16 protein-coding genes are annotated in these 12,319 nt (G+C 74.1%); 7 read left to right on the top strand and 9 right to left on the bottom strand.

All coding sequences use genetic code 11. The features are described from left to right. Positions 1 to 5 precede the first annotated feature (5 nt). Positions 6 to 248 carry a DUF3253 domain-containing protein gene (locus tag V7S47_RS01015; protein ID WP_336559877.1) on the top strand — a complete coding sequence of 81 codons (243 nt, stop codon included), beginning with the start codon at positions 6 to 8 and terminating at the stop codon, positions 246 to 248. Here the strand turns inward: V7S47_RS01015 and V7S47_RS01010 are convergent. The 8 genes from V7S47_RS01010 to V7S47_RS00975 all read right to left on the bottom strand — a co-directional run bounded on the left by V7S47_RS01010 (position 239) and on the right by V7S47_RS00975 (position 8,352). Further along, positions 239 to 814, bottom strand: coding sequence for a nucleotidyltransferase family protein (locus V7S47_RS01010; RefSeq protein ID WP_336559876.1), 576 nt, complete (start codon positions 812 to 814; stop codon positions 239 to 241). The genes V7S47_RS01015 and V7S47_RS01010 overlap by 10 nt on opposite strands. After that, positions 811 to 1,479, bottom strand: a complete 669-nt coding sequence (locus V7S47_RS01005; RefSeq protein WP_336559875.1) for a hypothetical protein — start codon at positions 1,477 to 1,479, stop codon at positions 811 to 813. The genes V7S47_RS01010 and V7S47_RS01005 overlap by 4 nt, the downstream gene beginning before the upstream one ends. Further along, entirely contained in the window at positions 1,476 to 2,012 is a 537-nt protein-coding gene (locus V7S47_RS01000) for an RNA polymerase sigma factor (protein WP_336559874.1), read from the bottom strand. The genes V7S47_RS01005 and V7S47_RS01000 overlap by 4 nt, the downstream gene beginning before the upstream one ends. 254 nt (positions 2,013 to 2,266) lie before the next feature. Continuing rightward, positions 2,267 to 3,898 (bottom strand): chaperonin GroEL, encoded by a 1,632-nt coding sequence (gene groL, locus V7S47_RS00995; protein WP_090849563.1) that lies wholly within the window; start codon positions 3,896 to 3,898, stop codon positions 2,267 to 2,269. A gap of 162 nt (positions 3,899 to 4,060) precedes the next feature. Continuing rightward, positions 4,061 to 6,130, bottom strand: coding sequence for a hypothetical protein (locus tag V7S47_RS00990; RefSeq protein WP_336559873.1), 2,070 nt, complete (start codon positions 6,128 to 6,130; stop codon positions 4,061 to 4,063). Next, positions 6,127 to 6,630, bottom strand: coding sequence for a SigE family RNA polymerase sigma factor (locus V7S47_RS00985; protein WP_336559872.1), 504 nt, complete (start codon positions 6,628 to 6,630; stop codon positions 6,127 to 6,129). Before V7S47_RS00985 ends, V7S47_RS00990 begins: the two co-directional genes overlap by 4 nt. 38 nt (positions 6,631 to 6,668) lie before the next feature. Continuing rightward, entirely contained in the window at positions 6,669 to 7,511 is an 843-nt protein-coding gene (locus V7S47_RS00980) for an ATP-grasp domain-containing protein (protein WP_336559871.1), read from the bottom strand. Positions 7,512 to 7,521: 10 nt separating this feature from the next. Further along, positions 7,522 to 8,352 (bottom strand): SGNH/GDSL hydrolase family protein, encoded by an 831-nt coding sequence (locus V7S47_RS00975; RefSeq protein WP_336559870.1) that lies wholly within the window; start codon positions 8,350 to 8,352, stop codon positions 7,522 to 7,524. A gap of 110 nt (positions 8,353 to 8,462) precedes the next feature. Here V7S47_RS00975 and V7S47_RS00970 point away from each other — a divergent pair, with 110 nt between their 5' ends. The 5 genes from V7S47_RS00970 (at position 8,463) to V7S47_RS00950 (ending at position 11,513) form a co-directional block, all read left to right on the top strand. After that, on the top strand, positions 8,463 to 8,831 hold the full coding sequence (locus V7S47_RS00970; protein ID WP_336559869.1) for a YciI family protein: 369 nt from the start codon (positions 8,463 to 8,465) through the stop codon (positions 8,829 to 8,831). Next, entirely contained in the window at positions 8,828 to 9,175 is a 348-nt protein-coding gene (locus V7S47_RS00965) for a YciI family protein (protein ID WP_336559868.1), read from the top strand. The genes V7S47_RS00970 and V7S47_RS00965 overlap by 4 nt, the downstream gene beginning before the upstream one ends. 3 nt (positions 9,176 to 9,178) lie before the next feature. Then, a complete protein-coding gene (locus V7S47_RS00960) occupies positions 9,179 to 9,496 on the top strand; it encodes a YciI family protein (RefSeq protein ID WP_336559867.1) in 318 nt (105 codons plus the stop codon). Between the two features lie 182 nt (positions 9,497 to 9,678). Further along, positions 9,679 to 10,695, top strand: coding sequence for an RNA polymerase sigma factor (locus tag V7S47_RS00955; RefSeq protein WP_336559866.1), 1,017 nt, complete (start codon positions 9,679 to 9,681; stop codon positions 10,693 to 10,695). A 41-nt stretch (positions 10,696 to 10,736) separates the two neighbouring features. Beyond that, positions 10,737 to 11,513, top strand: a complete 777-nt coding sequence (locus V7S47_RS00950; protein ID WP_336559865.1) for a hypothetical protein — start codon at positions 10,737 to 10,739, stop codon at positions 11,511 to 11,513. 12 nt (positions 11,514 to 11,525) lie between these two features. Here the strand turns inward: V7S47_RS00950 and V7S47_RS00945 are convergent, their stop codons facing one another. Further along, a complete protein-coding gene (locus V7S47_RS00945; protein WP_336559864.1) occupies positions 11,526 to 11,807 on the bottom strand; it encodes a helix-turn-helix domain-containing protein in 282 nt (93 codons plus the stop codon). A gap of 165 nt (positions 11,808 to 11,972) precedes the next feature. Here V7S47_RS00945 and V7S47_RS00940 point away from each other — a divergent pair, with 165 nt between their 5' ends. Further along, on the top strand, positions 11,973 to 12,314 hold the full coding sequence (locus tag V7S47_RS00940; protein ID WP_336559863.1) for a DUF6907 domain-containing protein: 342 nt from the start codon (positions 11,973 to 11,975) through the stop codon (positions 12,312 to 12,314). Positions 12,315 to 12,319 lie beyond the last annotated feature (5 nt).

The raw sequence follows: 12,319 nt of genomic DNA, 5'->3' as shown, positions 1-12,319 counted from the left end.
CTGACGTGACCGAACTGGAGCAGCGGATCCTGGCCCTGCTCGACGCCCGCGCCGCCGACGCGTCGATCTGCCCGAGCGACGTCGCCCGCGACGTGGACCCCGACGACTGGCGCCCGCTCATGCAGCCGGTGCGCGACGCCGCCGCCCGGCTGGCGGCGTCCGGGCGGGTGGAGGTCACCCAGCAGGGCCAGGTGGTCGACGTGACCACGGCACGCGGTCCGGTACGGATCCGGCGCCCTCAGGCGTAGTCGATGTCCCGGCCGGTCGCCAGGTCGCCGCACTCCACCAGGGACACGTCGTGGGCGCGGAGGTGGTCGCGCGCACCGTGGTCGCCGGTCGCCGTCGCGACGACCCGGGCCCAGTGGTCGCGACCGAGGAGGACCGGGTGGCCCGGGACCCCGTCGTACGACGCCCGCGCGAGCGTGGTCGGCCCGGTGGCGGACGCGAGCACCCGGGCGACCACGTCGGCCGTGACGTCGGGCAGGTCGACCAGGTGCACCAGGGCCGCGTCGACCGACCCGCTCAGCGAGGTCAGCCCCGCGCGGAGCGAGGAGGACATGCCTTCGGCCCAGTCGTGGGCGACCACGACATCGGCGCCGCGCCCGTCGAGCAGGGCCACGGCCTCGTCGACCACGGCCCCCAGGACCACGGTCACCTCGGCGCAGCCGCCAGCGTGCAGCACGTCGACGGAGCGGGCGAGCCAGGGCTCACCCGCTCCGTCGTCGGAGGTGTCGACGACCAGCGCCTTGGGCCGGCCCATCCGGGTTCCGGCCCCCGCGGCCAGCAGCAGGCCGTGGACCGCGGGCGTGCTCACCCGCCGAAGGCGTCCGTGTAGAGCTGCTCGAGCTCCGGCGTCGCCGGGCCGCTGAAGCCGCAGACCGTGACCTGGCCGTCGGTGGCCGAGACCAGGTAGGTCTCGCCCACCTGGAAGTCGACCGCGCCGATCAGCTGGGTCATCTCCTCCGACGGCTGCACCACCTCGACCCGGTCGGCCTCGTCACCGGCGTACGTCGTGGTGGGCGTCAGCACCACGGTGCCGTCGCTGATCTCGTCGACCGTGCCGGCGAAGGCGACCTGCTGCTGGGCCAGGACCTCGGCGTTGGGCACCATGCACCGCCCGCTCGCCCCGGTGGGCGCGCGGAGGCTGACGATCACCGGCTCGGCGCCGTCGCTGCTGCCCGTGCCGTTCTCGGCGACCGGCGGCGCCGAGTCGTCGTCGGGCGAGCCGGTCAGCGTGAAGATTCCGACGCCCCCGATGACCAGCACCGCCGCGGCGGCGACCAGCCAGGTGAGCGGATTGCGTCCGCGGGTGCCCGTGCGGCGCTCGGGGACCTGCGTCTCGGTGTCGTGGCTCATGGTGTCCTCCAGGAGTCGGGCGACCCGCTCGGGGTCGGCCGGGCCGAGGGAGGCAGCCGGGTCCGCGGCGCGCAGGCGCGCGCGCAGCTCGTCGTCACGGTCGAAGTCGTGCGTGTCGGTCATGGCCTTCTCCCCTCTCTCGACTCCTCATGTCCGGCACGCCCGTCGACCTTTCGCAGCTCGTCGGCCAATTTCTGCCGGGCCCGGTGCAACCGGATGCTGGCGGCGTTGGGGGTGATGCCGAGGACGGTGGCGATCTCGCCTGGCCCCAGCTGCTCCCAGGCCCACAGGCGCAGGAGCTCCGCGTCGGGCGGGCGCAGCGCCGCGAGCGCCGCGGTCACGGCCTCGTCGCCCGACCCCTCGGCCGGGTCCGGCACGACGTCGGGCACCCCGGCGCTGGCGACCCTCGCCGCCAGGCGGCGCTGGCGACGCTCGCCGCGCTCGGCGTTGGCCAGGCAGTTGCGGGCCACGCCGTAGGCCCACGGCAGGGCCTCGGACGGGATCTGGTCGGCCCGGCGCCAACAGACCAGGAGGGTGTCGGCCAGGACGTCGTCGGCGGTCGCCGGGTCGGTACGACGCAACAGGAACCGCCGCAGCGGCTCGACCAGCCCCCGGGCGAGCTCCTCGAACTCGGCCCGGCGCACCTCGTGGTCCACGTCGTTCCTCTCGCTGGTGGTCCGGCCCGGTCCGGGTACCCCGGGGGCCAGCCTCTCAAATGCGGGAAGGCCCCGGTCCCTCGTGGGGATCGGGGCCTTCCTGCTGGTGCTGTGGTGCGTGGTGCGGCGTCCTTGCGGAACCTGGATCCCGGTCTCGGTACGCGTCGCACGTCCGTCGCTTCGCTCCGGTCGTGCCGACGCTACTCGACCTGATCGACCACGCTGCCCGCGACTTCGTCGCGGGCAGCTGTCGATCAGAAGTCCATGCCGCCCATGCCGCCGGTCGGGTCGCCGCCCATGGGCGCCGCCTTCTCCGGCTTGTCGGCCACGACGGCCTCGGTGGTGAGGAACAGCGCGGCGATCGACGCGGCGTTCTGCAGCGCCGAGCGGGTGACCTTCGCCGGGTCGATGATGCCCTCGGCGATCATGTCGACGTACTCGCCGTTGGCGGCGTTGAGGCCGTGACCCGCGGTAAGGTTCGCGACCTTCTCCGCCACGACTCCGCCCTCGAGGCCGGCGTTGATGGCGATCTGCTTCAGCGGGGCCGAGGTGGCCACGCGGACGATGTTGGCACCGGTGGCCTCGTCGCCCACCAGGTCCAGCTTGTCGAACGCGGTGGCCGCAGCCTGCACCAGGGCGACGCCGCCGCCGGCGACGATGCCCTCCTCGACGGCCGCCTTCGCGTTGCGAACGGCGTCCTCGATGCGGTGCTTGCGCTCCTTGAGCTCGACCTCGGTGGCCGCGCCGACCTTGATGACGGCCACGCCGCCGGCCAGCTTGGCGAGGCGCTCCTGGAGCTTCTCGCGGTCGTAGTCGGAGTCCGACTTCTCGATCTCGGCGCGGATCTGGTTGACCCGGCCCTCGATCTGGGCCGCGTCGCCGGCACCCTCGACGATGGTGGTCTCGTCCTTGGTGATGACGACCTTGCGGGCCTGGCCGAGCAGCTCGATGCCGGTGGTCTCGAGCTTGAGGCCCACCTCCTCCGAGATGACCTGGCCACCGGTCAGGATCGCGATGTCCTGCAGCATGGCCTTGCGGCGGTCACCGAAGCCCGGAGCCTTGACGGCCACGGACTTGAAGGTGCCGCGGATCTTGTTGACCACCAGGGTCGAGAGGGCCTCGCCGTCGACGTCCTCGGCGATGATCAGCAGCGGCTTGCCGGACTGCATGACCTTCTCGAGGAGCGGCAGCAGGTCCTTGACGTTCGAGACCTTCGAGTTCGCCACGAGGATGTAGGGGTCCTCCAGGACCGTCTCCATGCGCTCGGGGTCGGTGACGAAGTAGGCCGAGATGTAGCCCTTGTCGAACCGCATGCCCTCGGTGAGCTCCAGGTCGATGCCGAACGTGTTCGACTCCTCGACCGTGATGACGCCCTCCTTGCCGACCTTGTCCATCGCCTCGGCGATGGCGTCACCGACGGTGGTGTCGCCACCGGCGGAGATGGTGGCGGTGGCGGCGATCTGCTCGCGCGTCTCGACGTCCTTGGCCATGCCGAGCAGCTGCTCGGACACGGCGGCGACGGCGGCCTCGATGCCGCGCTTGAGACCCATCGGGTTCGCACCGGCGGCCACGTTGCGCAGGCCCTCGCGGACCATCGCCTGGGCGAGCACGGTGGCGGTGGTGGTGCCGTCGCCAGCGACGTCGTCCGTCTTCTTGGCGACCTCCTTGACGAGCTCGGCACCGATCTTCTCGTAGGGGTCCTCGAGCTCGATCTCCTTGGCGATGCTCACACCGTCGTTGGTGATCGTGGGGGCGCCCCACTTCTTCTCCAGGACGACGTTGCGGCCCTTGGGACCGAGGGTGACCTTGACGGCGTCGGCGAGCGTGTTCATGCCACGCTCGAGGCCGCGCCGGGCCTCCTCGTTGAAAGCAATCAGCTTGGGCATAACTCCTGCGATTCCTCACGCTTAGAGTTGTGGATCCGGTTCGGTGGGTTGCCCGCGACGGACGGTCCTGCGTGACCGGCGAACCCTTTCTCGCCGGCGCTCGGACCTCAACTGGCACCGATCCGGTTTGTCACTCTCATGGTAAGAGTGCCAACCCAATGTTTAGCACTCGCCCCCTGCGAGTGCAAGCGCGGCGGCCCGGCAGGAGAGGGCCACCGACGCCCAGCTGGCGACGTGGTCCGCGCCCTCCGGGAGGCCGGTCACGTGGGTGACGACACCGACGTCGCCGGTGCCGACCCGCCACCGCAGCAGCCGCACCCCGCCAGCGTCGCGCGACTCGTAGAGCACCTGGTCGTCGGCGGTGAAGCCCACCATCGGGCAGCACGGCGAGGTGCGGTCCGGATCCGAGGGCCCGCCGATCCGCAGCATCTGCGTGCGCGACTGGAGCGGCGCCACGGTGACGGTCCCGCCCTCAGGGCTCGGGTCACCGTACGCCTGGGCCAGCTCGCCGCCGTCGAGCCGCACGCCGTACGGCGTCACGCCGTCCGGCGCCCAGGTCAGACCGGGCCCCATCTGGGGCGCGAGGTCCGGCAGGGTGAGTCCCGCGGACCTCCCGCTGTAGGAGCCGACGCCCGAGACGGTGTCGGAGCGCAGCCAGCCGATCCGGTCGAGGCCGCTCCCCCAGCGCTCCTGGAGCGGCAGTCGCCGCCAGCGCCCTCCGGGCACGTCGAAGACCAGGAGGTGGTCGCGCTGGAGGAACGCGAGGTAGCGGCCGGACGGCGAGAGCATCCGGTCGTGCAGCCGCTCGACGGGCTGACCGTCGTCGCCGCGGACCTCGGCGACCCGGGAGACGTCCAGGGTCCGGCGCTCCTCCCCGCCGACCAGCAGCACCCGATCGGGACCGACCGCGACCGCGAGCTGCGCGGCGGGCAACGGCACCTCCTCGGCATCGGCGGCCGGCGCCGCGACGTCCACGACGATCGGCAGCACCCCGTCGACCGTCGGCAGGTCGGGCTCCTCGGCCAGCGTGGGCGCCTGCCAGGTGTCGACGTCCGCGCCACGCGCGTCGGGCAGGCCCGCTCCGGGGTCGTGCTCCACCGGCGCCGGGTCCGCCTGCAGGCGGGAGTAGCTGCCCACGAACGTCTCCCTCCCGCTGGCCAGGCCGACGATCCGGGTGACCAGCCCGAGGTCGTGGGTGCCGACGTCCCAGGCGAGGATCCGCGGCTCCGCGCTGCGGGACTCGAGCGCCACGGTGTCCTCGTCCAGCCACCCCGCCACCGGGCAGCACTGCAGGAAGCGGCCGTCGTTCGGCTCCGAGGTGATCGCCAGCACGTCGCGCTCGGGACCGTCCTCGACCAGCACCGTCTCGGGGTCGTCGACGGACCCCGGACGGCCGGGGAGCGCGGCGCCGTACCCGAAGGCCCGGGCCCGGACGCCGGCCACGCTGGTGAGGTTCGGCCCGAGCGCCGTCGCCTCCTCCAGGAACCCCGGGACCGGGGGGTCGACGACGTCGGCGGTCGAGCAGCAGCCGGCGGGCCCCACCGAGCTGCCGTCGGGGAGGGCCACGGTCTCGTCGTCCACCCAGGTCAACGGGTAGGTCTCGCGGCCGCCGTCGACCACCACGTTGCTCCAGGCACCCGACGCGAGGTCGAGGAACTGCACCGCGCCCGGCTGGGGGAACACCAACGTCGAGCCGGACGGCGAGAGCATGGCGTCGGTCGCCGCCGACGGCCCGGAGGGGTACGTCGCCGGCCCCAGCCGGGAGACGTCCACCCCGACCGGGACGCCGTCGGTCCCGACCACCACCACCCGATCCAGGGCGCCCCCGTCGCCGATCACGCCGAAGGCCGCGACCGCCGCCTCGGGCAGGACCGCGTCGGGCTCAGCCGCGCTGAGGTCGAGCTCCGCCGGCAGCCGGGACTCCACCGCCGGGAGACGGGCCTCCTCCGCCAGGGAGGGCCCCCACCACACCCGGGCCCCGTCGACCACGGCGTCCGGCGCCGCCGGCGCGGTCGGGTCCTGCGACGGCGGGTCCCCCGGCGAGGCGGTGACCGCGAGCACCCCGAGGGCCACGGCGACCGCCGTAGCACCGCAGACGCCAGCGAGGGCCGTCGTACGTCGGCGCCGACGGGCGCGGACGCCCGCCTGCCAGGCGCCGGAGGCCAGATCGCGACCGGGCGGGAGGTCGGCGACCCGCTCCTCCAGCAGCTCGCGCAGGGTCTCGTCGCTCATGCCGTCTCCCCGATCAGCTCGGCGAGCTCGGGCGCGGCCTCGCGCAGCCGTCGCAGCGCCAGGTGGGTCTGGCTCTTCACGGTGCCGACCGAGACCCCGAGCGCCTCGGCGGCGTCCCGCTCGGGCAGGTCGTCGAAATAGCGGAGCACCACGACAGCTCGCTGCCGCGGCGTGAGGCCGGCGAGCGCGCGATCGAGCAGCAGCCGGCGGTCGACGTCATGCTCGCCGGAGCCGACCGGCACGACGTGCTCGGCGCCGTCGACCAGCTCGCGGCGGTGCTTGCGCCACCAGGAGATGTTGGCGCGGACGATCACCTGACGGGCGTAGGCCTCCGGTCGCTGGTCGCGCAGCCGCCGCCAGCGCATCGCGACCTGGGTGAGCGCGTCCTGGACGAGGTCCTCGGCGCGGTGGTGGTCGCCGGTGAGCAGCACCGCGGTGCGCAGCAGCGCGAGCTGACGCTCGCCCGCCCAGCGCGTGAAGGCCGCCTGCTCCTCGTCCATGTCCTCTCAACGCGGGGCGGCACCGGAAGGTTGGAGGGTCAGAGCCGGTCCTGCACCGCGTCCGCGAAAGGTACGGCGTTGCCGGGGATCACGTCGAGGTAGAGCCCGGGCTCGGTGGCCTCGACCTCGCTGACCACGAGGCGGCCGTCGTACCGCATCAGGTCGACGCGGGCGTAGGCGAGCGAGGAGCCGAGGAGCTCCTCGACCGCACGCACGGTGGTCACGGCGAGCTCGGCCGGCTCCGGCTCCAGCTCGGCGAGGTACGACGCGCCGCCGTACTGCTCGTGGACGCGCACCTCGCCGGCCGCCGCCACCTTGCGGACCTGGCTGGTGGCCCGACCGTCGAGGACGAAGACGGAGATCTCGCCGTCGGTGTGCACGGACTCGACGACCGGCTGGGCCAGCCAGGGGCCGTGCTCGGCCTCTTGGGCCCAGGCGTCGGCGTCGTCGACCACGATCAGGCCGCGGCCCCCGGCCCCGACGCGCGGCTTCACCACGGCGCGCCCGTGCTCGGCGACGGCGGCGGCCACGCCGGCCCGGTCGTCGACCAGCGCGCTCGGCACGATCGGGACGCCGCGCCCGGCGAGCTCGACGAGGTAGCGCTTGTCGGTGTTCCAGCGGAAGAGGGCGGCGCCGTTGAGCAGCACCGGACCGGCCGCCTCGACGGCCTCGGCCCAGGCCAGGAACTCCTCGAGCCGCCACTCGTAGTCCCACGTCGAGCGGACCGCGACCACGGACGCCGCCGCCCAGTCGACCTCGGCGTCGTCCCAGCGGACCCACCGGGCGTCGATCCCGCGCCGGGCCAGCTCGGCGTCCAGGGCCTCGTGGCCGGGCTCGCCGTCGGGCATCGCGGCGAAGGTGGTCAGCAGGACGTCGCTCATGTAGCGAACGCTACAAGTGCGGCAGGCTGTGGCCGAACGGCACCCGGTCGTGCACGCCGAGCGCGGCCAGCACCGACGGGAGCATCGCCTTCGCGGTCCGCTTGTAGCCCAGCGCGCTGGGGTGGAACCGGTCGAGGCTGAACATCTCCTCGGGATTCGTGATGAAGAACGGGCCGACCACGTGGGACAGGGACACGACGTGGGCGCCGGAGCGGACCGCCGCCTGACGCTGGGCGTGGGCGAGCTGCTTCGAGGCCCGGGACCCGAGGGAGCGCAGCGGCTGCGGCACCGGCCGGAGCATGCCGAGGTCGGGGCAGGTCCCGACCACCACGGCGGTCCCCCGCTCGCGCAGCCGGACGATCGCGGCCTCCAGGTCGCGCACCGAGTCGGCGAGCGGGACCCGGTGGGTGACGTCGTTCCCGCCGACCACGATCACCGCCACGTCCGCGACGTACGACGGCGGCAGCCGGTCGAGCTGCCCCGCGAGCGCCGAGGTCTCGGCCCCGACCACCGCGACCGTGCGCAGCCGGACCGCACGCTGCGTGGAGGTCGCGAGCGCCCGGGCGATCCGCCCGCCGAGGGTCTCCTTGGGCCTCTCGGCACCGAGCCCGGCCGCGATCGAGTCGCCCACGAGCAGCAGGTCGACGGGGTCGCCGTACCTCTTCTTCCAGGTGCGGTCGGCGTCGATCGCGTGCTCGCCGAGCGGCTTCCCGATGATCGCGCGTGCCTTGGCGGCCTGGGCACGGAGCAGCTGACGGGAGCCGACGACGAAGCCGACGCCGAGGAGGCCGGCGGCCCCGAGGGCGGTGCCGGCGGCCCGGGCGGCGCGGGGAGTGCTCATGGGGAGGTCCAATCACGGTCACCTGAACGGATTCCTGCCGGGAGGTGTCGATTCGGGTCGACCTGGGCCGTCACCACCGTGACACATCACCCGTGAGAGAGGATCGACCCATGACGGAGTACGTCGTACTGCTGCCCGGTGACGAGAGCCGCTGGGAGGCCGCCACCGCCGAGGAGAGGGTGGCCACCTACGCCCGCCACGAGGAGTCCTCCCGACTGCTGGCCGAGCGCGGCCACCGCGTGACCGGTGGCTCCGAGCTGACCCACTCGCGGACCGCCAAGGTGGTCCGTCGTACCCCCGAGGGCGGGCACGTCGTGACCGACGGCCCGTACGCCGAGGCCGTCGAGCAGCTGAGCGGCTTCTACGTCGTCGAGAGCGACGACCTCGACGACCTGCTGGAGATCTGCGGCGTGCTGGCCTCGGTCGAGGAGGGCGTCGAGGTGCGCGCGGCCGTCGACCACGGCGGGGACCCGGCATGAGGTTCGTGGTGCTGATGGCCGAGGCCGACCACTTCGCGCGATGGTCGGCGCTCGGCGAGGACGAGCAGGGCGCGGTGTTCGAGGCGTTCGGCGCCTTCGAGGCGGCCGTCGTCGAGCGCGGCGGGTCGGTGGTCGGCGGCGAGGGCCTCGCCCCGGTCGCCGAGGCCCGGACCATCCAGCCCGGGCCGGACCGGGTCGTGACCGAGGGCCCCTACGCCGAGTCCGTCGAGCAGCTCGGGGGCTTCTTCGTCGTCGACCTGCCCGACCTGGCGACGGCCGTCGAGACCGCCCGGCTGCTGCCCGCGTCGTACCTGGTCGAGGTCCGGCCCGCGTCGGACGGCTGAGCGATGCGCTTCCTGGTGCTGCTCGGCGGCGCCGGCCACCACGAGCAGTGGGAGTGCGCGAGCGAGGCGACCCGCGAGCGGATGATCGCCGACTACCACGCGTTCGCCGACGCCGTCCGGGCCCGCGGGACGCTGGTCGTGGGCGACGCGCTGCCACCGCCGGGGCGGGTGACCGCCGGGCCGTTCGCCGAGGCGGTCGAGCAGCTGGGCGGGTTCTACGTCGTCGACCTGCCCGACCGGGCGGGCGCCGACGAGGTGGCCAGGCTGCTGCCGCACGAGCACGACGTCGTCGTCCTGCCGACGCTGGGGGTCGAGGTCTGAGCCCGCTCGAGACGCTCCTGCGCGACGAGTGGGGCCGACTGCTGGCCCTGCTCGTCGCGCAGTACCGACGTCTCGACCTGGCCGAGGACGGGCTCGCCGACGCGTTCGAGGCGGCCGCCCGGACCTGGACCACGCCGCCCGACAACCCACCGGCGTGGCTGCTCACCGCCGCCCGACGGCGGGTGCTCGACCGGCTCCGGGCCGAGGCCGTGGCCGCCCGGAGGCTCCCGCTGCTCGAGGTCGACGCCGCGGTGCAGGAGGGAGCGGGGCGGGTGATGGCGGACGCCGGGGAGGTGGTCGTGGACGAGCGGCTGCGGCTGGTGCTGCTCTGCGCGCACCCTAGGCTGTCGCGGGAGGCGGCCGCGGCGCTCACCCTGCGGCTGGTGCTCGGCGTCGCCACCGAGGACGTCGCCCGGCTGTTCCTGGTCCCGACCGCGACCATGGCGGCGCGGCTGACGCGGGCGCGGAAGCGACTGGCGGACGCGCGGTTCGCCGTACCCCCGCCGGCGGAGCTGGCCGCGCGGGTCGACGTCGTCGCGGACGTCGCCTACCTCGCCTTCACCGCCGGGTACGCCCCGGGCTCCGGCGCCGACGTGCTCCGCACCGACGTCGCCGCCGAGGCGGTCCGGCTGGTGCGCGTGCTCCGCTCCGTCCTGCCGGACGGCCCCTGGCCGGAGCTCGACGCGCTCCTCGCCCTGATGCTCCTCCAGCACGCCCGCCGTGACGCCCGGGTCGAGGACGGCCGACTGGTGCTGCTGCCCGACCAGGACCGCTCCCGCTGGCGCCACGACGAGATCCTCGAGGCGCTCGCCCTGCTGCGCCCGCTCGTGGGCGCGCGGCCCGCGCCGTACCTCCTCCAGGCGCTGGTCGCCGCCGAGCACGCCGTCGCCGCCTCCGCCGAGGCGACCGCCTGGGACCGCATCGTCGACCGGTACGACGAGCTGCTCGCCCTCGCCGACTCCCCCGTGGTCCGGCTCAACCGGGCGGTCGCGGTCGCCGAGCGCTCCGGCCCCGCGGCCGGGCTGGCCGCGCTCGACGGCGTCGCCCTGCGCGGCCACCGGCTGCCCGCCGTACGGGCCGAGCTGCTGGCGCGGTGCGGTCGGGCCGAGGAGGCCAGGCTCGCCTACGACGCCGCGCTCGCCCTCTGCGCCAACGAGGCGGAATCCACGCATCTGCGGACGCGGCGCGGCGAGCTGTGAGAGCGTGCGGCTCCTCCTGCCCATCTGCCCGAGGAGTCCCTGTGCGTCGTCTCGTCCTGGCGCTGACCGCCGTGATCCTCGCCCTCCCCGTGCCCGGCGCGGTCGCCCGTCCGCCCGACGCCGAACGACGTGCGCTCGAGTGGGGGGTCTACATCGGGGCGCACCACGACGACCTGATCGAGTTCACCGTGACCGCACGGTCCCACGTCCGGTTCTGGATCATGGCCGGCTCACCCGACAACGGCTGGCCCGACGTCCCCGAGAACCGCACATACGACGTGCAGATCCGTCGCGCGAGCATGCTGGCCGCCCGGACGCCGGCCTGGCGCACGCGGTGGACCGGACTGACGGCCGAACGCCTCCGGCTGCGCATCGGCGGGGGCCGCGTGCTCTGCCTGCGGATCCGCCAGCACTCCTTCGGCCTCACGAGCCCCTGGTCGCGGCCCGACTGCGTCGTCCGCGGGCGCGACGACGCGCGGGTCCGTCGTACCGGCCCGATGCACGTCGAGCGCGACACCGCCTACCCCGACCGACGGGCCACGGTCCTCGGCGAGGGCGGCACCCTCCGGCTGCGTGGCGTCCCCCGGGGTGCGCGCTACGGCGTGGTCTACACCGACCGGTACGACGGACGCGGCTGGCCGCACATCCGCACCATCGGCTCCCGGGACGTCTACACCTCAGGGGGCTCGGGCGCGCACGGTCTCGGGTGGGACGTCCGCCTGGCCGCGCCCCATCGCGGGACGCTGGTGATCGACACCGAGTACGGCTCGACCGAGCCGATCGGCGCGCTGGTGGTCATCCCCCGCTGGGTGCGCTGACCGCCTCGAGCGTCACTCCGAGCCCAGCGCCGGCAGCACCGGCGGCAGCAGGTCCACGATCGCGACCTCCAGCACCTGGCTGAGCGACACCAGCGAGGTGAGGGTCGGGTTCATCGGCGTCCCCGGGCGCGACTCGCCCTTCTCGTACTTCTGGTAGGTGAAGGACGTCAGCCCGGCCAGGTGGGCCACCCGCTCCTGGCTGATCCCCTTCGCCGCGCGTGCGCGCGCGAGATTCTGGCCGAGCTCGCGGGCGAACTCCTCCCACGTCGGGGTCGTCGTACCGTCTGCTGCCACGCGGCCCAGCATCCCGCATCCCTTCCGAGCGGATGCCCATACGGGTATGGTAAAGTCATGCTCAAGGTCGGACCTGTGGACGGCGACCCCCGCCGACATCGCGACGTCGGCGGTCACCCCTACGGTCGGACCCACCAGGAGGCCACGGCACCGGAGGTGGGGCAGATGACCAGACCCGAGCGACCCGTCCCCTCGTGGCTGGCCGAGCACTGTCCGCCGTGGTGCGTCCGCGAGCACCACGAGGGCGACCACGTCGAGGACCGCTACCACCAGGACGAGCCGGGGATCTTCCCCGTCGTCGGCGGGACAGCCGACACCGTGCCGATCACGTCCTCGCTCGAAGCGGTCGAGCTGGTGGTCCGCCGAGGTCGCCACGTCGGCGAGTCCGTCACCTGGGTCGCGGTCGAGGCGGTCGACCGCACCGGCCCGCGCCTGCTGCTCACCCTGGAGTCCGCCCGACACCTCGCCAGCCACCTGGTCCGCCGGCTCGGCACGGTGGACGGCTGACCCGG

The organism is Nocardioides sp. CCNWLW216, from assembly GCF_037120545.1.
In the GTDB taxonomy this organism is placed as follows: domain Bacteria; phylum Actinomycetota; class Actinomycetes; order Propionibacteriales; family Nocardioidaceae; genus Nocardioides; species Nocardioides lianchengensis.
Note: the sequence above shows the minus strand (reverse complement) of the source record. Positions and strands in the feature narration are given on the sequence as shown.

Bases quoted from the DNA above. Each gene is read 5' to 3' on its own strand.
- V7S47_RS00970 (WP_336559869.1), top strand. From the start codon at position 8,463: ATGACGGAGTACGTCGTACTGCTGCCCGGTGACGAGAGCCGCTGGGAG.
- V7S47_RS00960 (WP_336559867.1), top strand. From the start codon at position 9,179: ATGCGCTTCCTGGTGCTGCTCGGCGGCGCCGGCCACCACGAGCAGTGG.
- V7S47_RS00990 (WP_336559873.1), bottom strand. From the start codon at position 6,130: ATGAGCGACGAGACCCTGCGCGAGCTGCTGGAGGAGCGGGTCGCCGAC.
- groL (WP_090849563.1), bottom strand. From the start codon at position 3,898: ATGCCCAAGCTGATTGCTTTCAACGAGGAGGCCCGGCGCGGCCTCGAG.
- V7S47_RS01005 (WP_336559875.1), bottom strand. From the start codon at position 1,479: ATGACCGACACGCACGACTTCGACCGTGACGACGAGCTGCGCGCGCGC.
- V7S47_RS00940 (WP_336559863.1), top strand. From the start codon at position 11,973: ATGACCAGACCCGAGCGACCCGTCCCCTCGTGGCTGGCCGAGCACTGT.
- V7S47_RS00980 (WP_336559871.1), bottom strand. From the start codon at position 7,511: ATGAGCGACGTCCTGCTGACCACCTTCGCCGCGATGCCCGACGGCGAG.
- V7S47_RS00965 (WP_336559868.1), top strand. From the start codon at position 8,828: ATGAGGTTCGTGGTGCTGATGGCCGAGGCCGACCACTTCGCGCGATGG.
- V7S47_RS00975 (WP_336559870.1), bottom strand. From the start codon at position 8,352: ATGAGCACTCCCCGCGCCGCCCGGGCCGCCGGCACCGCCCTCGGGGCC.
- V7S47_RS00985 (WP_336559872.1), bottom strand. From the start codon at position 6,630: ATGGACGAGGAGCAGGCGGCCTTCACGCGCTGGGCGGGCGAGCGTCAG.